The organism is Jeotgalicoccus sp. FSL K6-3177 (assembly GCF_038050175.1).
In the GTDB taxonomy this organism is placed as follows: Bacteria; Bacillota; Bacilli; order Staphylococcales; family Salinicoccaceae; genus Jeotgalicoccus; species Jeotgalicoccus nanhaiensis.
Map to the genome: position 1 here is coordinate 1,166,397 of NZ_JBBOSK010000001.1, position 17,625 is coordinate 1,184,021.

At 40.6% G+C, this 17,625-nt stretch carries 23 protein-coding genes; 21 read left to right on the plus strand and 2 right to left on the minus strand.

From position 1 onward, the window contains the following. Nucleotides 1-32: 32 nt before the first annotated feature. The 20 genes from alaS (at nt 33) to MHH58_RS05825 (ending at nt 15,986) form a co-directional block, all read left to right on the plus strand. Nucleotides 33-2,663: an alanine--tRNA ligase gene (gene alaS / locus MHH58_RS05730; protein WP_341345302.1), complete on the plus strand. Its 2,631-nt coding sequence runs from the start codon at nt 33-35 to the stop codon at nt 2,661-2,663. Between the two features lie 59 nt (nt 2,664-2,722). Beyond that, a complete protein-coding gene (locus tag MHH58_RS05735) occupies nt 2,723-2,986 on the plus strand; it encodes an IreB family regulatory phosphoprotein (RefSeq protein ID WP_035808527.1) in 264 nt (87 codons plus the stop codon). Then, nucleotides 2,979-3,410, plus strand: a complete 432-nt coding sequence (gene ruvX, locus MHH58_RS05740) for a Holliday junction resolvase RuvX (RefSeq protein ID WP_115884437.1) — start codon at nt 2,979-2,981, stop codon at nt 3,408-3,410. The genes MHH58_RS05735 and ruvX overlap by 8 nt, the downstream gene beginning before the upstream one ends. Before the next feature lie 2 nt (nt 3,411-3,412). Next, a complete protein-coding gene (locus tag MHH58_RS05745) occupies nt 3,413-3,718 on the plus strand; it encodes a DUF1292 domain-containing protein (protein ID WP_115884436.1) in 306 nt (101 codons plus the stop codon). 57 nt (nt 3,719-3,775) lie between these two features. Next, on the plus strand, nt 3,776-4,903 hold the full coding sequence (gene mltG, locus MHH58_RS05750; protein WP_341345303.1) for an endolytic transglycosylase MltG: 1,128 nt from the start codon (nt 3,776-3,778) through the stop codon (nt 4,901-4,903). A gap of 66 nt (nt 4,904-4,969) precedes the next feature. Continuing rightward, nucleotides 4,970-5,614 carry an O-methyltransferase gene (locus tag MHH58_RS05755; RefSeq protein ID WP_341345304.1) on the plus strand — a complete coding sequence of 215 codons (645 nt, stop codon included), beginning with the start codon at nt 4,970-4,972 and terminating at the stop codon, nt 5,612-5,614. A 14-nt stretch (nt 5,615-5,628) separates the two neighbouring features. After that, complete coding sequence (gene udk, locus MHH58_RS05760) at nt 5,629-6,249, plus strand: uridine kinase (protein ID WP_135096620.1); 621 nt, start codon at nt 5,629-5,631, stop codon at nt 6,247-6,249. Between the two features lie 36 nt (nt 6,250-6,285). Further along, nucleotides 6,286-6,762: a transcription elongation factor GreA gene (gene greA / locus MHH58_RS05765; RefSeq protein ID WP_115884433.1), complete on the plus strand. Its 477-nt coding sequence runs from the start codon at nt 6,286-6,288 to the stop codon at nt 6,760-6,762. Beyond that, nucleotides 6,755-7,456 carry a 5'-methylthioadenosine/adenosylhomocysteine nucleosidase gene (locus tag MHH58_RS05770; RefSeq protein ID WP_341345305.1) on the plus strand — a complete coding sequence of 234 codons (702 nt, stop codon included), beginning with the start codon at nt 6,755-6,757 and terminating at the stop codon, nt 7,454-7,456. The genes greA and MHH58_RS05770 overlap by 8 nt, the downstream gene beginning before the upstream one ends. 180 nt (nt 7,457-7,636) lie before the next feature. Next, entirely contained in the window at nt 7,637-8,161 is a 525-nt protein-coding gene (locus MHH58_RS05775) for a YqeG family HAD IIIA-type phosphatase (RefSeq protein ID WP_341345306.1), read from the plus strand. Between the two features lies 1 nt (nt 8,162). After that, complete coding sequence (gene yqeH / locus MHH58_RS05780) at nt 8,163-9,269, plus strand: ribosome biogenesis GTPase YqeH (protein ID WP_341345307.1); 1,107 nt, start codon at nt 8,163-8,165, stop codon at nt 9,267-9,269. Nucleotides 9,270-9,271: 2 nt separating this feature from the next. Then, complete coding sequence (aroE, locus tag MHH58_RS05785) at nt 9,272-10,069, plus strand: shikimate dehydrogenase (protein WP_341345308.1); 798 nt, start codon at nt 9,272-9,274, stop codon at nt 10,067-10,069. Continuing rightward, nucleotides 10,066-10,359, plus strand: a complete 294-nt coding sequence (gene yhbY, locus MHH58_RS05790) for a ribosome assembly RNA-binding protein YhbY (protein WP_341345309.1) — start codon at nt 10,066-10,068, stop codon at nt 10,357-10,359. Before aroE ends, yhbY begins: the two co-directional genes overlap by 4 nt. Then, entirely contained in the window at nt 10,356-10,919 is a 564-nt protein-coding gene (gene nadD, locus MHH58_RS05795) for a nicotinate (nicotinamide) nucleotide adenylyltransferase (RefSeq protein ID WP_341345310.1), read from the plus strand. Before yhbY ends, nadD begins: the two co-directional genes overlap by 4 nt. Beyond that, nucleotides 10,909-11,478: a bis(5'-nucleosyl)-tetraphosphatase (symmetrical) YqeK gene (gene yqeK / locus MHH58_RS05800; RefSeq protein ID WP_135096632.1), complete on the plus strand. Its 570-nt coding sequence runs from the start codon at nt 10,909-10,911 to the stop codon at nt 11,476-11,478. Before nadD ends, yqeK begins: the two co-directional genes overlap by 11 nt. 4 nt (nt 11,479-11,482) lie before the next feature. Beyond that, nucleotides 11,483-11,821: a ribosome silencing factor gene (rsfS, locus tag MHH58_RS05805; protein ID WP_135096634.1), complete on the plus strand. Its 339-nt coding sequence runs from the start codon at nt 11,483-11,485 to the stop codon at nt 11,819-11,821. Further along, the gene (locus MHH58_RS05810) at nt 11,811-12,533 is read left to right on the plus strand and encodes a class I SAM-dependent DNA methyltransferase (RefSeq protein ID WP_341345311.1); all 723 of its coding nucleotides are present in this window, start codon (nt 11,811-11,813) and stop codon (nt 12,531-12,533) included. Before rsfS ends, MHH58_RS05810 begins: the two co-directional genes overlap by 11 nt. Nucleotides 12,534-12,636: 103 nt before the next feature. Next, nucleotides 12,637-13,263, plus strand: a complete 627-nt coding sequence (locus MHH58_RS05815; RefSeq protein WP_341345312.1) for a ComEA family DNA-binding protein — start codon at nt 12,637-12,639, stop codon at nt 13,261-13,263. A gap of 9 nt (nt 13,264-13,272) precedes the next feature. After that, nucleotides 13,273-13,731, plus strand: a complete 459-nt coding sequence (locus MHH58_RS05820; RefSeq protein WP_115884422.1) for a ComE operon protein 2 — start codon at nt 13,273-13,275, stop codon at nt 13,729-13,731. 59 nt (nt 13,732-13,790) lie between these two features. Next, complete coding sequence (locus tag MHH58_RS05825) at nt 13,791-15,986, plus strand: DNA internalization-related competence protein ComEC/Rec2 (protein WP_341345313.1); 2,196 nt, start codon at nt 13,791-13,793, stop codon at nt 15,984-15,986. A 9-nt stretch (nt 15,987-15,995) separates the two neighbouring features. On the opposite strand, the gene MHH58_RS05830 is transcribed toward MHH58_RS05825, so the two are convergent. Next, nucleotides 15,996-16,130 (minus strand): YqzM family protein, encoded by a 135-nt coding sequence (locus tag MHH58_RS05830; RefSeq protein ID WP_135096644.1) that lies wholly within the window; start codon nt 16,128-16,130, stop codon nt 15,996-15,998. 89 nt (nt 16,131-16,219) lie between these two features. Here MHH58_RS05830 and holA point away from each other — a divergent pair, with 89 nt between their 5' ends. Beyond that, a complete protein-coding gene (gene holA / locus MHH58_RS05835) occupies nt 16,220-17,182 on the plus strand; it encodes a DNA polymerase III subunit delta (protein WP_341345314.1) in 963 nt (320 codons plus the stop codon). A 48-nt stretch (nt 17,183-17,230) separates the two neighbouring features. Here holA and rpsT read toward each other — a convergent pair whose 3' ends face one another. Next, nucleotides 17,231-17,476, minus strand: coding sequence for a 30S ribosomal protein S20 (rpsT, locus tag MHH58_RS05840; RefSeq protein WP_341345315.1), 246 nt, complete (start codon nt 17,474-17,476; stop codon nt 17,231-17,233). Nucleotides 17,477-17,625: the final 149 nt, after the last annotated feature.

Below are 17,625 nucleotides of genomic sequence, written 5' to 3' on the forward strand. Positions count from 1 at the left end.
TATTCTTTTATAAAATTACAGGAGTGATAACTATGAAAAATTTAACAGGCAATGAAATACGCCAAATGTTTTTAGATTACTTTAAAGCACATAATCATATGGTGGAACCGAGCGCACCGCTCGTGCCGATCGATGATGATTCTCTTTTATGGATTAACTCGGGAGTTGCAACTTTAAAGAAGTATTTTGACGGCCGTGTCGTGCCTGAAAATCCGCGCATCGTTAACGCGCAGAAAGCAATACGCACTAACGATATTGAAAATGTCGGCTTCACTGCGCGTCACCATACATTCTTTGAAATGCTCGGAAACTTTTCCATCGGCGACTATTTTAAAGAAGAAGCGATTGTCCGTGCCTGGGAGTTTTTAACGCACAGCGACTGGATCGGCTTTGATCCGGACCTCTTGTACGTTACAGTGCATCCGGAAGATACTGATGCTTTAAATATCTGGAAAGATGTTATCGGTCTCGACGAATCGCGGATTATTCGTATTGAAGGAAATTTCTGGGATATCGGCGAAGGCCCGTGCGGACCAAACAGTGAAATCTTCTACGACCGGGGAGAACACTATGATACGTTAACACCGCCTGAAGAAATGTACCCCGGCGGAGAAAATGAACGTTATCTTGAAATTTGGAATCTTGTCTTCAGTGAATTCAATCATAATAAAGACGGCAGCTATACGCCGCTGCCTAAGCAGAATATTGATACAGGGATGGGTCTTGAACGTATCGCAAGTGTTATTCAGGATGCAAAAACAAACTTCGATACAGACCTGTTCACACCAATTATTCAAGAAATTGAAAAAGTCAGCGGACAGAAATACGGTGAATCGGAAGAACTGGATACAGCTTTTAAGGTGATTTCAGACCATATCAGAACTGTTACATTTGCCATTGCCGATGGTGCACTGCCTTCAAACGAAGGGCGCGGATACGTGCTCCGCAGATTGATCCGCCGGGCAGTACGTTTCAGTAAAGATTTGAACATCGACAAAGCATTTATGTACAATCTGGTCGATGTCGTCGGAGATGTTATGGGCGAATTCTACCCGAATGTAAAAGAGAAAGCGTCATTCATTAAAGATGTTGTGAAGGGCGAGGAAGAACGCTTCCTTACAACGCTTGACGAGGGCATGCAGATTTACCAGGGTCTCCGTGACCGTGCACTCGCCGAAGATAAAGTCATTGCAGGTAAAGATGCATTTAAACTTTACGATACCTACGGTTTCCCGTATGAGCTGACAGTGGAATATGCAGCACTCGACGGTCTCGAAGTTGATGAAGCAGGCTTTACCGAAGAGATGACTGCTCAGAAACAGCGCGCAAGAGAGGCGCGTAAAAGCGGGGACTCAATGCAGGTTCAGTCGGAGACCTTCCACAGTATTACAGAACCGAGTGTGTTTACAGGCTACGAGACTACAAGCTCAGAAAGCAGCCTGCTTTATATAGTGGCAGAGGACAAAATCGTTAATGATTACAGCGGAGAAGACCAGGTTGAAGTCATTTTCGCTGAAACACCATTCTATGCTGAGAGTGGCGGCCAGATTGCTGACACAGGGATTATTTCAAATGAAGGCGGCACAGCTGAAGTGGATTACGTGTACAAAGCGCCTAACGGGCAAAATGTTCATGTTATCCGTGTCACTGAAGGTAAGTTAACAACATGCGAAACGTATAAACTTGCCGTAAACAGAGAAAAGCGCAGCTTTGTTATGAAAAACCATACGGCGACTCACTTAATGCACCAAGCTTTAAAAGATGTCATCGGAGAACATGCAAATCAGGCAGGTTCACTCGTTCAGGCCGAACGTCTCCGTTTCGACTTCTCTCACTTGGAGTCCTTAAACAAAGAACAGCTGGCAGAAATTGAAAATATCGTTAACGAAAAAATCTATGCCGGCTTAAATGTTTCAATCGAAGAGATGCCGATTTCAGAAGCGAAAGAAAAAGGCGCGATGGCCCTGTTTGGAGAGAAATACGGCGATGTAGTGCGTGTTGTGGATATTGACGAATACTCAGTCGAACTGTGCGGCGGTATTCATGTCAGAAATACTGCAGATATCGGAGTATTTAAAATTGTCTCAGAAAGCGGAATCGGGGCAGGCATCAGACGCATTGAAGCAGTGACCAGCAAATACGCTGTCGAGCTTTACAAAGAATATGAGCAAACAGTCGAAAATGTAGCCGGCACACTTAAAACAAAAACAGGCAATGTTGAACACAGACTTGAACAGCTGCTTGAAGAGAAAAAAGAGCAGCAGGATGCATATGACAAACTGAAAGCGGAACTGCAGCAGTCTAAATTAAATGATTTAGGTGATGCAACATCGGAAGTAAACGGCGTTTCAGTTATCAGAAAAGAAGTTGAAGCAGCCGATGCGAAAGATCTCCGCGCTCAAATGGACCTGATTAAATCGCAGAATCAGGATGCGATTATAGCACTGGCTGCAGTGACGGACGGTAAAGTATCACTCGTTGTTACTGTTCCAAAAGATTTAACATCGAAAGTCCGCGCCGGTGATATTATGAAAGGCATGGCCGGTATTGTCGACGGCAAAGGCGGCGGCAGACCGGACATGGCTCAGGGCGGCGGTACAGATGTTGCAAGTATAACAGCAGCATTACAGTTTGTTGACGAGTATATTAAAGATTTTATTTAGCACCTCTAAGATGATATAATCAACATTAAATATAGAAGTAAGAATAGGAGTGCTTTTTTGTGGACCAGTTCGATAAAACAATGAAATTCAGTGTTGATGAACGTAAAGAAGAAAACGTAAAGGCGGTACTTACTAACGTTTATAACACATTGGAAGAACGCGGCTATAATCCTATTAACCAAATTGTCGGTTACCTTCAAAGCGGAGATCCAGCCTATATTCCGCGCCATAATGAAGCCCGTAATCAGATTCGCCACGTTGAACGCGATGAAATAATGGAAGTTTTAGTTAAAAACTATGTTTCCAAAGAGATAAATGGTTAGAATTCTTGGCCTTGATGTAGGCACAAAAACAATCGGTGTAGCTTTAAGCGATGCACTGGGTTGGACAGCTCAAGGACTTACCACGCTTAAAATTAATACACCGGCCGGCGATTACGGCATAGCTCAGGTCGTTGAAATTGCAAAGACCAACGAAGTGGATACCATCGTTGTCGGCCTGCCGAAAAATATGAACAATACAATCGGTGAAAGCGGTGAAAGATCGCAGCACTTTGCCAAATTACTTGCGCTTGAACTCACAGATGTTAAAATAACTCTGTGGGACGAGCGGCTGAGTACAGTAGCGGCCGAAAGATCCCTGCTTGAAGCAGATTTATCACGCAAGAAAAGAAAAGCGGTTATCGATAAGATGGCGGCAGTATTTATATTACAGGGGTACTTGGATAACCCGCACAAAGGAGCATAATTATGAGCGAAGAAAACACTGAATTTAACAAAGAAGAAGAACTGCTTACACTTTATGATGAGGACGGTTCGGAAGTACTTTACCGCAAGATGCTGGAATTTTATCACCCTGATTTCGATAAAAACTACGTAATCTTAGCTGAAGAAGGTAATTTCAGCGACGAAGAAGAAGACATAGAACTTATTCCGATGATTAATGTACCGGACGAAGACGGTGACGGCGGTAAATTCCTGCCGGTTGAAACTGACGACGAATGGGATATGATCGAAGAAGTAGTTAACACTCAGATGGACGACTATGACGAGTAAAATGCTTTCAGCTTCCAATAATTTATTGGAAGCTATTTTTTCAGATAGGAGATACACATGAGTAAATACGATGATGTTAAATTTTCTAAAAATGTTTCATCGTACCTGACTCTGTTCATCGTGCTGGCACTGCTTATTGTTATTATTATCGGTATCATATCCGCATTTTTATACATACGCGGAGGCCTGCAGCCAGTAGACGAGAATTCCACGGAAACGGTAGAACTCTCAATTGACGAAGGATATTCCGCCGGTGATATTGGAGATATTCTGGAAGAACAGGGCATCGTTAAAAATGGTACGATGTTTGAATTATATTTGCGTTTAAACAGTATTTCGAGCTATCAGGCAGGAACATATCAGATGTCTCCGGCCATGGATTTTGAGCAGATAGCAAGGACGCTTGAATCCGGCACGGTATATCAGGAAGTGCTGTACCGTGTAACAGTGCCTGAAGGATACACTCTGGATGAAATCAGCACGCAGCTGGAAAATAATCTGCCGGTGTCGGGCGACGATTTTATGGCACTGATGGAAGATGAAGAATTCATTCAGGAACTGATAGCAGAATACCCTGACATGCTGACTGATGAAATTTTAGCTGAAGATATTAAGTATCCTCTTGAAGGCTACTTATATCCTGCAACCTACGATATTACAACTGAAGAACCTGATTTAAAACAGCTTGTGAGAAATATGCTCGATGCTACTGAGCAGAACAGCTACAGTCTGTTTACGTCCGTACCGGATTATACTATAGAATATGAAGGCGAGCCTATGGAACTCACTTTCCATCAGTTCCTGACATTCTCTTCTCTTATCGAAGAAGAGGCGACGTCTCTTGCTGACCGTTCACGCATTGCGAGCGTCTTTTTAAACCGTATGTCTGTCAATCCGGCTATGCCGCTGCAGACTGATCCGACAGTGCTCTATGCTCTCGGAGAGCATCAGGAAGTTGTCTTGTATGAAGATCTCGAAGTGGATGATCCATATAATACTTATATAAATACAGGATTAACACCGGGGCCGATTGCGTCACCGGGCCAGGAGTCTCTGCAGAGCACGATGAATCCGTCCGATACTGATTATTTCTATTTCCTTGCTGACAGTGAAGGTAATAATCACTTTGCGGAAACTTATGATGAGCATCTGGCTAACAGAGAACAATATATAGATAACCAGTAATCAGCTCTTTTCAAAAAGAGTGAATTATGGTACTATCTTTTGTAATGGATTAACAACTGATAACTTATGTTATCAGTTGTATTTTTTGTATATGGTGATCAGATGGAACTTATAAATTATGTAAAAGATTTAAATACGAATGAAGAACTGTTCCCTGCTGTTCACCGGTACGCAGTGGAAAACCGCGTGCCGATTATAGACAGCGATGCACTGAATGTTGTAAAACAGTACATCGCAATTAAAGGTGCTAAAAATATTCTGGAAATCGGTACGGCGATCGGCTACAGTGCTCTGCATTTTGCAAGCGCGGGGCAAGGTGTTCATGTTACTACGATTGAAAAAGATGAAGCGAGCCATGAAACAGCCAGAGAGAATATCAGTGAAAGTGACTACAGCAGTAATATTAAAACGATTTTAGCTGATGCTAAAGAAGCTGATCTCGGCAATGCTCAATTTGACTTTCTTTTTATCGATGCGTCTAAAGGGAATAATCAGCTGTTCTTTGATAAATATAAAAAATATTTAACTGAGGATGCTTTAATTATCGTCGATAATATTTTTGTCCGCGGTCTTATTGCAGATGATAATGTAGAAAATAAAAATAAGCGCAAACTGAGGGACAAAGTCAGAGCGTTTAATCAGTCAATGAAAGACAGCGAGTATACGACTTCATTTTTAAATGTCGGCGACGGCTTGCTTGTAATTTACTAAGGGTGTGTAACAGAATGGACAAACCGACAATAATCGGTATAGCCGGAGGTTCCGGTTCAGGGAAAACATCAGTAACAAGAAAAATTATGGAATCCCTGCAGGGGCACAGCATTGTTTTAATCGAACAGGACTATTATTATAAGGATCAGAGTGACAAGACGATGGAAGAACGTCTGCAGACGAATTACGACCATCCCTTTGCCTTTGATAATGATCTGCTGATTGAACATATCAAGCAGCTGATCAACCGCGAAACAGTAGATATTCCGACGTACGATTATACCAATCATACGAGAAGCAGCGAAACGATAAGAGTGGAGCCGAAAGAAGTCATTATCATCGAAGGTATTTTCGCTCTTGAAAATGAAGAACTGCGCAATCTTATGGATGTGAAATTATACGTCGATACTGATTCTGATATTCGTATTTTACGCCGCTTGAGCAGGGATATTAAAGAACGCGGACGTTCGATGGATTCAGTCATTGAACAGTATTTATCAGTTGTGCGGCCGATGCACCTGCAGTTTATCGAACCGACAAAACGCTTCAGTGATATAATAATTCCGGAAGGCGGCGAGAACATGGTTGCGATAGATATTATTACAACTAAGATCCGCACGCTGGTAAACGAATAAAATATTAGAAGTAATTTAAATAACGGAGGATTTACGATGGAAAACAAAAAAGAATACCCAATGACACAGGCTGGATATGACCAGCTTCATGTAGATTTAGAAGAATTGAAAACGGTTAAAAGACCTGAAGTTGTAGAGAAAATAAAAGTTGCCCGCAGTTTCGGAGACTTGTCAGAGAACTCCGAGTACGATGCGGCGAAAGATGAGCAGGGGTTTGTTGAAAAAGAAATTACTAAAATTGAAGAAATGATCAGACATGCTGTAATTATTGAAGATACAGGAGATAATAATACTGTATCTCTCGGCAAAACAGTAACATTTAAAGAAGTTCCAGACGGTGATGAAGAGTCTTATCAGATTGTCGGAAGCGCGGAAGCTGATCCGTTTGAAGGTAAAATCTCCAACGAGTCTCCGATGGCGCAGTCACTTCTTGGAGCAAAACTGAAAGAAGAAGTTAACGTTGCTTTACCGAACGGCAATGAAATGAAAGTTAAGATTGTTAAAATTGACTAATTATACAATTGGAATTATCGGTGCTATGGAGCCGGAAGTTGAACTGTTAAAAAATGCGATGCTCATAGAAAAAGAAGACAAGCTTGCACATACAACAGCTTATACAGGCACATTAAACGGTAAAAGTATAGTGCTCGTCCAGTCCGGTATCGGCAAGGTCAACGCGAGTATTATTACGGCGCTTATGCTTGAGCGTTACGATATAGATTATGTAATTAACACCGGAGTCGCAGGCGCCATGGGAGAAAATCTTAAAGTGACTGATATGGTGGTATCAACTTCGGTTGCCCACCATGACGTCGATGCAACTAATTTCGGCTACAGCTACGGCCAGGTTCCCGGCATGCCGGAAGTATATACAAGCGATGAAAATCTGATCAGACAAGCTCTCGATGCTCTATCTTTAAATGATGAGATTAATGGCGCGAGCGGTCTCGTTGTGAGCGGGGATTCCTTTATCGACAGCAATGCTGAAAAAGAACATATTTTTAAGCATTTTCCAGAGGCAATGTGTGTAGACATGGAGTCTTCAAGTATTGCGCAGACCTGCTGGCAGTTTAACACGCCATTCGTCATTATCCGCTCCATGAGCGACTCTGCAAATGATGCAGCGGATATGAATTATGAAGAATTTCTCGCGAAAGCTTGTGTTCACTCGTCCGAAGTTGTAAAATCATTATTAAGAGAACTGTGATGTGGAGGTTACTATGTTATTTTTAATGATCCTTGCAATTGTAATAACGGTTATTATCGGTTTCGTTGTATTTACTGAAACTGACACAGAAGATCCTGAAATAATCGAGTAAGCGAAGCGCACCTTAATTTTAAGGTGCTTTTTTTGTGTTAATATGAATTTAATTTCCGGAGAGATATTATGAAAATTATAGAAGATAAGTTTCTGCCAAGTCATTTTGTCAGCCGGTATGAAGATATTACGCCGGAATTTTTAAAAGCGCATAATATTAAAGCTGTAATGACAGATCTTGATAATACACTGGTTGCCTTTGACGCGGCTGATGCTGATGATAATGTTTTAAAATGGATAAAAACGCTTGAAGAGTCGAACATTAAACTGCTCATTTTGTCGAACGGCAATAAGCAAAGAGTGGCGGAATTTGCAGAACCGCACGGTATTGAATATATTTCTGCAGCAAAAAAACCGATGCTTGCCAATTTCCACAAAGGATTAAAAATACTCGGCACTAAAAAAGCGAATACCGTCATGGTCGGCGACCAGCTGATGACGGATATACTTGGGGCAAACCGGGTAAACATCAATAGTATTCTCGTCGTACCCGTCAAAGAAAAAGATGGCTGGGCGACCTACTTAAACCGCAGAATAGAACGTGTTATAATGAAATACTTTAAAAGAAAAAACATGATTACATGGGAGGAATAATGTGACTGATATAAAATGTGTCGGATGCGGAAGCATTTTGCAGACAGAAGATAAGAATGAAGAGGGGTATATTCCGGCAAGCGGACTTCATAAAGAAGAGCCGATCTGCCAGCGCTGCTACCGTTTAAGACATTATAATGAAGTACAGGAATTAAATGTGGATTCAGGCGACTTTTTAACAATGCTGAATTCGCTTTATGAAACGGACAGCCTGATTGTCAAAGTAATTGATGTGTTCGATTTTGAAGGCAGTATTATCCCGTCATTCAACCGTATTGTCGGAGACAAAAAAGTACTTGCTGTAGTGAATAAAATAGATTTGTTCCCTAAATCCACAAATACAAGCCGCCTTGTAGAGCGGGCTAAGAAAATGCTGAAAGACGCAGGTATAACTGCAAACGATACAGTTGCAATCAGCGCCTTAAAAGGACAGAACCTGGATGTACTGATGAAAAAAATCAGTGATATGGCAGATGGAAAAGATGTATACATTGTCGGCACGACAAATGTCGGCAAGTCGACATTAATTAATAAACTGCTTGAAGACAATACCGGCTTAAAGAATGTTATTACGACGAGCAACATTCCGGGTACGACACTCGGGATGATCGATATTCCGCTCGGTGATACCCAGACCCTCTACGATACTCCGGGAATTGTCGTCGATTCACAGATTTCACATTATGTGAAAGTAAACGATTTAAAATACGTTTCACCGGCTAAAGAAATCAAAGCGAAAACTTTTCAGTTAAAAAGCGGCCAGACACTCTTTATCGGCAACCTTGCGAGAGTGGATTACACATCAGGAGATGCCAACAGCTTTTCTGTCTACTGCAATCATCACTTAAATGTGCACCGTACGAAAACTGTCAATGCAGGAGAGTTTTACGATAAGCATTACAATGGTCTTCTGGCACCTCCTGAACTTGAAGAAGCTTACTTAAGCACAAACTTCGACATTCATGAGCTGGAACTTGATCAGACGAGCGACATTTTAATCAGCGGACTGACTTTTGTATCGGTGGCAAAATCAGCGTCCGTCACAGTGACTGTACCGAAAGGCGTTAATGTGTCTGTACGTTCGACTATTTTTAAAGGAGTGCAGTAAAGATGAATTATGCTGTAATCGGCTATCCTATTAAACATACTTTGTCACCTGTTATCCACGATGCAAACTTTAAAGCGCTGAATGTTGAGTCGGATTACATGGCGCTGGAAGTCACACCTGAAGAACTGGGGGACATTAAAGCGCTCGTTAATGAATATAACTTGTCCGGCTTCAACGTTACGGTGCCTCATAAAGAGAAAATTATGAAGCATTTAGACTGGATTGCGCCTGCAGCAGAAAAAATTGGCGCAGTAAATACAGTCCATGTAAAAGATGGGCGATACTGCGGTTATAACACCGATATTACAGGTTATATGAAGGCATTTAACGATGCCTTTGGAACGGGGTGCCGCCGTGTGCTTATTCTCGGTGCAGGCGGTGCGGCGAAAGCTGTCTACCGTGCACATGCCGATAACGGTGATGAAGTGACAGTGATTGCGCGAAGAAGAGAAAGTTTTGAATCGTTTAAAACTGCGGACTTTAACGGCGTGCTGAATACCGAATTCACAGGAGGATCTTATGATGCGGTAATCAACGCAACCCCGCTCGGCCTGAAGGGTGAAGATGTATTTGAAGCCTTCCAGCTGGACACTTCATTTATTACAGATGATACTGCAGGAATGGATTTAATTTACAATCCGGCGGTGACACCTTTTATGAATTACTTTAATAATAACGCGAATGGTCTCGGCATGCTGGTTAACCAGGCGCTCGATGCCTTTGAAATATGGACTGGGAAACAGGGAAGCAATAAAACGGTGCAGACTGCACTGCAACAATATATGGAGGAAAGAAAATGACATTAACAGGTAAACAAAAACGCTATTTGCGTTCACTGGCACACCATGAGAAGCCGCTGTTTCAAGTAGGTAAAAATGGTGTTACAGAAAGTTTTGTTGATCAGTTCGAAGATGTTCTGGAAAAAAGAGAACTGGTTAAGGTATCAGTACTGCAAAATTGTATGGAAGATAAAGACAGCATCGTTGAATCACTTGTCCATGGCACAGGTGCGGAACTGGTACAGGTAATGGGCAATACGATTGTACTGTACAGAGAATCAAAGGAAAACAAAGAAATTAAACTGCCATGAAAATAGGTGTATTCGGCGGGACATTTGATCCGGTGCATAACGGACATATTAATGCTTTCGCGGAAACTTATATCGGCTTGGAACTGGATCAGGTGATTATCGTGCCGACCTTTATCTCTCCCTTAAAAAAACAGGCAGGTTCCAGTGACAGTCATCGTTTAAATATGCTGAAACTTGCAGTTGAAAATTATGATTTTGCAGAAATAGATACTTTTGAAATCGATCAGCAAGAGGTAACGTATACTTTTGACACATTGAAGTATTTGCGGAACAAATATCCTGACGATGACTTGTATTTTATAATCGGAACAGATCATTTTATTTCATTTGATAAATGGAAGAATGCTGACAAGTTGCACAAACTTGCGAAATTTACTGTGCTCGATCGAAATGACGAGCTGTATAATATTAAACCTCCGTTTATAAAATTAAATACGAACATCGTTGAAGTTTCATCGACCCTTATCAGAGAGAGATTAAAAACAAATACTGAAGTCAGGCATTTAATGCCTGAAGAGGTGTACGGATATATTAAGGAGCAGCGATTATATGAAACGTAAAAAAGCATTGAAAGTTGCAGCGGAGAAATTGCCGAAGAAAAGATTTAAACACTCCGAACGGGTGGCGGAAACAGCAGTAAAAATGGCGGAAATATTTAACGCAGATAAGGAAAAATGTTTTCTCGCCGGTATACTGCATGATTATTCGAAATACGATGAATTAAGTAAAATGTACCAGACAGTGACGACTGAAAAACTTGATCCGGAACTGCTTCAGTATAAAACTGAAGTGCTGCACGGACCAATCGCAGCAGTTAAGATGAAAAATAAGTTTGATATTACTGACGAAGAAATATTAAACGCGATTGCGCATCACACGTCAGGAAGAAAGCAGATGGGGATTATCGAAAAGATTATTTTTGTCGCAGACTACATCGAACCTAAGCGCAGCCAGCCAGGCGTCGATGATATACGCGATATTGTCTTCGGGAAGAATAATCTGGATCTCGCGGTATATTCGATTACGAAAGCGAATATCAGACATCTGCTGAATAAAGATTCTACGATTTACCACAAGACATTAGAATGTCTTAATTATTATAATATGGCCAGGGAGTGACAGGATGCAAAGTAAAGAAGTATTGGAATTAATGGTGCAGGCATGTGACGATAAACGTGCTGCAGATATAAAAGTATATGATGTAAAAGAAACGAGCCCGGTGACAGACTACTTTGTTATATGTCACGGGAATTCAGAACGCCAAGCGCAGGCAATCAGCGACGAAGTGCGGGAAGTCGCTCATAAAAACGGCCTCGATATTAGTATTGAAGGACAGAAAGCCGGCAAATGGATTCTCTGTGACGTCGGTGATGTTATCGTTCATATATTCTTAAAAACAGAACGCGAATATTATAATTTAGAGCGTTTATTTAAAGATTCCGGTGATACTATTGGAGGCTAGCGAATACAAAACATTCGCCGAAGTATACGATATCCTGAATTATGATATGCCGTATAATTTGTGGCTTGACATAATTAATGAAGTTAAAGGTGATGCCGCCTCCATACTTGATATCGGCGCAGGCACCGGAGAGATTTTAAAAATGCTGCGGGCAAAAAGAAAGCTCGGCATTGATAACTCGGAGGAAATGATTAAAATTGCGAGAGAAAATGATCCGGTGAGCGAATACAGGGTGCAGGATATGGTTACGATGGAGCTGGATGAAACATTTGAGCTCATTACAGCTACAGCCGATGTGCTGAATTATGCACCTTCCAGAGAATCTTTTGCTGCAGTTTTAAAAAATGTATATAATCATTTATCAGCGGGCGGCGTCTTTATTTTTGATGTCCATACTGAACATAAAATGCAGAATGATTTTAATTATGAATTATATTCCGACAGTACGGATGATATTTTTTACACATGGCAGACAGTACCCGGTGAAGAAGAGCTCAGTGTTTGGCATGAATTGACATTTTTCATTCGGAATTCCGGAGACTTATATAAAAAGTACGAAGAAACTCATTATCAGCAGACTTATAAACACAGTGAAATTTTAAAAATGATTAATGAAGCAGGCTTTATAATCGATAAATCATTCAGCGACTTTGATATTACTAATGTTATTACTGAAGTGGCTGAAAGAAATTTTTATATACTGAAGAAATAACTTTTAAAGTTTTACAGGTTTATAAATTAACTTGTACGAAAAAAAAATAAAGCGCCGTTTTTCCCTATATATAGTATGAGAGGTTATTTATATGGAGGGGAAAATGATGGATATCAAATCCTTTTTTGAACAGTACAAGTTTTACGCAGCGGGTATACTTATAGGACTCGCAATTATTGTTTACTTTGCAGTCACGAGCTTTGCAGCACCCGAGGAAACTTTTAGTTTTGAGCACTCAGCTGACGAAGAACCGACGGCAGAAGAGTCTAAAGAAGAAACAGCAGTACTTTCTTCGACGCTGTTTGTTGAAGTAAAAGGTGCAGTTAAACTTCCAGGCGTGTACGAACTGCCTATCGATGCGAGGGTTAAAAATGTTCTTGATATTACCGGTCTTGCTGATAAGGCAGATCTTGCGACGGTAAATCAGTCTGCCAAACTTGCCGATGAAATGGTAATCTACGTTCCCTTTGAAGGGGAAACAGATGAGACGACGGCAGATTTATTTTCAGGAAGCGGAGTATCAGACACCGGGAGTGAACTCGTTAATATTAATACTGCGGGCATTGCAGAACTGACAACCTTAAACGGCATCGGCGAGAAAAAAGCCCAGGCGATTATTACTTACCGGGAAGAACAGGGGCTGTTCAGTACTCTTGAGGACTTAAAAAATATACCCGGCATCGGCGACAAAACGTTCGAAAATCTAAAACCGTATATTACTATAAACTGAGGTGGCACTATGCGAATCAACTGGCATGAATATTTTATGGCGCAAGCAATGCTGCTGTCGCTCCGGTCGACATGTGAACGTCTCAGCGTCGGCGCGACCATCGTTAAAGATAACCGGATTATCGCAGGAGGCTACAACGGCTCTGTATCCGGCGAGGTGCATTGTGTGGATGAAGGATGCTACGTAGAGGACGGTCACTGCATCAGAACTATCCACGCAGAGATTAACGGACTGCTCCAATGCTCGAAGTTCGGTGTGTCGACAGAAGGCGCTTCGGTCTATGTCACTCACTTTCCGTGTGTGCATTGTACAAAATCACTGATTCAGGCAGGTATTAAAAATATATATTATCGGGCCGATTATAAAAATCATCCGTATGCGCTTGAATTGTTGGATAAAAATAATGTACACTATGAACTGGTCGAACTCGACAGTAAAAAAGTGAATATGTATTTCGAGTCAATATAATGACTTTATTTTATTTTTTGATATCGATTATTACTGGATGCACGATAATTATAAGCCCCTTGACGGGCTTATTTTTTTATGCGATTTTACTGTACAGTAGTTATTTAAAAGGGCGGAGTCTGTGGTTTAAAATCAGTTTATCTCTTAGCGCGGCAGCTGCTGCGTTTATTTATTCAGGAGAAGCTCCGGACTTTTCTCCGAGTACGCTGTCTCATATTGTGATAGAAGATTATAAATATTACACTGACAGTCTGCATTACATCGTAACCAGTGATGACAGGACTTACGAGATGTATGACGAAGCGGGAAGTGTTGCGCTTCGAATAGGGGACATCTGCACAGGCAGTCTGCCCGTATCACTGCCTCAGGAACAGCGTAACTTTATTAAAAATGACGGACAGCAGACATTGAGAATTAATGAACTCTCCGGCAGGATATATTTGAATGATGCAGCTATTTTAAAGTGCGAATCCGGCAGTCTGACTTTCTCGCAAAAATTTTCTTTAATCCGCTACAAGTATATGTCAAAAGTGCTGGATTCTTCTTTACACGATTATAAATTCGACATACTGACACTTTCAGTCGGCAATAAAAACTATATCAGCCCGGAATTTTTTGATGCACTGCAGAAGCTCGGGATTTATCATCTGTATATCATTTCCGGAACGCATGTCGCTTTTTTAAGTGCTGTAATATTTGGGATTCTAAAGTTTTTCCGGCTGCCTGTAAATATTATTAAAGTCATTATTATAATTTCTCTGATCTTTTTTCTATTTTTGAATTTCTTCTCGCCGAGCGTGCTCCGTGCTGTATTTATGGGAGTGTTGCTTCTTATCTGTTCATTTTTCAAACAAAAACCTTATCTTGCTATCATTTCATTAAGTGCTCTGATTCAGCTTATAATTAATCCCTATGTCATTTACCATGCCGGTTTTCAGCTGTCGTATGTCACTACCTATTTTATTCTGCTGGCCCGTCCCTTATTTATGAACTGTGCCAATCTGGTTCAGCTGATTCTTATTACAGTAATCAGCGAGCTGTCGACTTTAGTTATCGTTCTTATAAATTTTAATGAAATAAGCATCAGCGGCCTTATATTGAACATATTTTTCGTGCCCTTGTTTTCATTTATAATTTTTCCGAGTGTGATAGTTTATAACATTCTTTTGTTTTTCCATGTACCTCCTGCAATCGATATGCTGTACCACTTTCTTTACACCTTGATGAAAGACAGTATATATTATCTTGCCGGAGCGTTTAAACACCGGTTTCCGGTAAAAAATCTGCCGGATGTGAGTATTATTATAATGCTGTTTCTGACATATCGTCTGTCTGTACATGTTCTTGCATTCAAACTCAAAAAAATTATCAGCTGTATTTTGGTATTTCTGCTCGTTCTCTTTTTGAGCCAGCAGCATTTAAACAGGGGTTTTACGCTGACCATGGTCGATGTCGGCCAGGGAGATGCCTTTGTGATTCAGGACCACAAAAATAAGAAAACGGTGCTGCTCGATACGGGCGGAACATACCAGCATGATGAGAACCGGATTAATTTAAGCGATAAAACACTCCTGCCTTATTTAAAAGAACAGGGTGTCGATTTTATCGATGTAATTATCATCAGCCATCTGGATCTCGATCACAGCGGGGAAGTTCTGAATATACTCAGTAAAAAGAATGTGGGGAATATAATAATGAATACAGGAGATGTTAAATTCGATGACTGGCTGAAAACAGTAAGTTATGAACACCGGGGGCTAATTAGAAACAGCGGGGATATGGAGGGCTTTTCTGTCGGGAATATTCATTTTGACCACCTGATTGTGCCAGGTGCTGCCCCTGACTCCAATGAACAGTCCGTCGTCTTAAAAGCGCACTTGAACAGCTTCAGCATTTTGTTTACAGGTGACATCGGTCTTGTGACTGAAGCAGAACTTACAGCTCTCTATAATCTGGAAAGTGATATTTTAAAAGTGGGTCACCACGGCAGTGATACATCGAGCGGAGAGGAATTTATCAATGCTGTAGAACCGGAAATTGCTTTGATTTCAGCGGGGGTAAATAACCGTTACGGACATCCGCATGCGAGCGTGATAGAAAATTTAGCCGCGAGCAGAATTATCAGTACGAAAGATAAGGGAATGGTGGAGTTTAGTATAAATCATGATACAATATGTATCCGTGCAAAATTTGGGGACAGCGAACAGTGCCTGAAAAAAGACACAAAAAAAGAGCCGGAAGGCCGGCCCGAATGAAACGATCGATTATCCTGCAACGATAGCGAATACTTGTGGAATAACATAAATTACAGTAAGTGCCACAAATCCAACTATAAAAGCAAGACCAGCATCGATAACGTCATTATTTTTTGACTGAACATTTTTCTCAAACTTATTCATGTAATTACCCCCTAAACACTTACTTACAGTATAGGCTAAATTTAATTAAAAAGCTATAATAGATTTATAAACTTTAAGGAGCATCATTTATGGAATTGCTGCAACTTCTGTATGGCACTAATATTATCCGCATAGAAGATAAAATCAAAAGTATTGCTAAAGAGTATGTCGGAGCTCTCGACGATTTTAACTATACAAAACTTAATTTTAAAGAAACACCGGTTGAACAAATTATAGAGGAGGCCCAGACACTTCCTTTTCTCGCTGACAGAAAAGTGATTGTCGTCGAAGAGGCGATTCTTTTTACCGCTCAGAAATCAGGCACCTCAGTGAGCCACAATATCGATCTTTTGATTGATTACCTTAAAAATAAAAGTGATGACACGCTCATTATATTTACAGTGCTTTCAGAAAAGCTGGATAAAAGAAAAAAGGTGACGAAATTAATCACTGAGCGCGGCAAACTGATTGAAATTAACGAAATGAATGAGAGTGAGCTTACGAACTATGTCCGCTCGGTTTTCGACCAGAACGGTCTCGAGATATCCACGGAAGCCTTGAATATGCTGCTTGAAAAAACAAGTTATAAATATGAAGCTGTACATAATGAAGTGACGAAACTGGTGCTGTATGCAGAAGGGAATATTACTGCTGAGGATGTTGAAGAAGTTGTTAGTGTTTCACTGGAACAGAACGTTTTTCTGCTCACGGATTTTATTTTAAAAAATGAAAAACAGAAAGCTGTCCAACTTGCCCGGGAGCTGATTCTGCAAAAGGAAGAACCTATGAAACTGCTCCATCTTGTCATCGGACAGTTCAGGTTGTTGTATCAGGTGAAAATTTTAAACGGGGAAGGGTATCAGGAAGATAATATAGCAAGAGCGCTGAAAGTCCACCCCTACCGTGTTAAACTCGCACTCAGACATACTAGAAAGTATCCGCTAGATGCACTCTTAAAAAAAATGATTGTCTGCCGCGATATTGATTACAAGTTTAAATCGAGTTATTTGGATCGGAATGCACTGTTTGAGTTATTTATACTGGAAATATAAAGTTAAAAAAACAAAAATAAAAAAACCTTCGTAAAGAAGGTTTTTTTATTAGTTAGCCATTAATTTTGATTTAAGACGGCTTGCTTTGTTAGCATGAATTTGATTGCGTTTAGAAGCTTTGTCAACAAGTTTGACAGCTTTAGAAACTAACTCAGCTTGGTTCTCAGCATTTTCACTCTTAGCAGTTTCAGCTTGTTTAACTGCTGTACGCATAGCGTTTTTCTGAGCAATATTAAGATTCTGAGCAGATTTGTTAGTTCTAACACGTTTAATCGATGATTTAATATTAGGCATAATGTCACCTCCGACATAAAGTTGTACAACTTTTATTGCAACAACAGATATTTTATCAAATATAAGCTTATTATGCAATAATCAATCCGAAATGAATTGAAGTTAGTGCTCTGCATTGATATAATTATAACATTGTAAACATGAAGAGA

Coding starts and splice junctions, on each gene's coding strand:
- MHH58_RS05820 (WP_115884422.1), top strand. CDS start 13,273: ATGCGAATCAACTGGCATGAATATTTTATGGCGCAAGCAATGCTGCTG.
- greA (WP_115884433.1), top strand. CDS start 6,286: ATGGAAAACAAAAAAGAATACCCAATGACACAGGCTGGATATGACCAG.
- rsfS (WP_135096634.1), top strand. CDS start 11,483: ATGCAAAGTAAAGAAGTATTGGAATTAATGGTGCAGGCATGTGACGAT.
- MHH58_RS05830 (WP_135096644.1), bottom strand. CDS start 16,130: ATGAATAAGTTTGAGAAAAATGTTCAGTCAAAAAATAATGACGTTATC.
- MHH58_RS05745 (WP_115884436.1), top strand. CDS start 3,413: ATGAGCGAAGAAAACACTGAATTTAACAAAGAAGAAGAACTGCTTACA.
- aroE (WP_341345308.1), top strand. CDS start 9,272: ATGAATTATGCTGTAATCGGCTATCCTATTAAACATACTTTGTCACCT.
- mltG (WP_341345303.1), top strand. CDS start 3,776: ATGAGTAAATACGATGATGTTAAATTTTCTAAAAATGTTTCATCGTAC.
- MHH58_RS05775 (WP_341345306.1), top strand. CDS start 7,637: ATGAAAATTATAGAAGATAAGTTTCTGCCAAGTCATTTTGTCAGCCGG.
- MHH58_RS05815 (WP_341345312.1), top strand. CDS start 12,637: ATGATGGATATCAAATCCTTTTTTGAACAGTACAAGTTTTACGCAGCG.
- nadD (WP_341345310.1), top strand. CDS start 10,356: ATGAAAATAGGTGTATTCGGCGGGACATTTGATCCGGTGCATAACGGA.
- rpsT (WP_341345315.1), bottom strand. CDS start 17,476: ATGCCTAATATTAAATCATCGATTAAACGTGTTAGAACTAACAAATCT.
- udk (WP_135096620.1), top strand. CDS start 5,629: ATGGACAAACCGACAATAATCGGTATAGCCGGAGGTTCCGGTTCAGGG.
- yqeK (WP_135096632.1), top strand. CDS start 10,909: ATGAAACGTAAAAAAGCATTGAAAGTTGCAGCGGAGAAATTGCCGAAG.
- holA (WP_341345314.1), top strand. CDS start 16,220: ATGGAATTGCTGCAACTTCTGTATGGCACTAATATTATCCGCATAGAA.
- alaS (WP_341345302.1), top strand. CDS start 33: ATGAAAAATTTAACAGGCAATGAAATACGCCAAATGTTTTTAGATTAC.
- MHH58_RS05755 (WP_341345304.1), top strand. CDS start 4,970: ATGTTATCAGTTGTATTTTTTGTATATGGTGATCAGATGGAACTTATA.
- yhbY (WP_341345309.1), top strand. CDS start 10,066: ATGACATTAACAGGTAAACAAAAACGCTATTTGCGTTCACTGGCACAC.
- ruvX (WP_115884437.1), top strand. CDS start 2,979: ATGGTTAGAATTCTTGGCCTTGATGTAGGCACAAAAACAATCGGTGTA.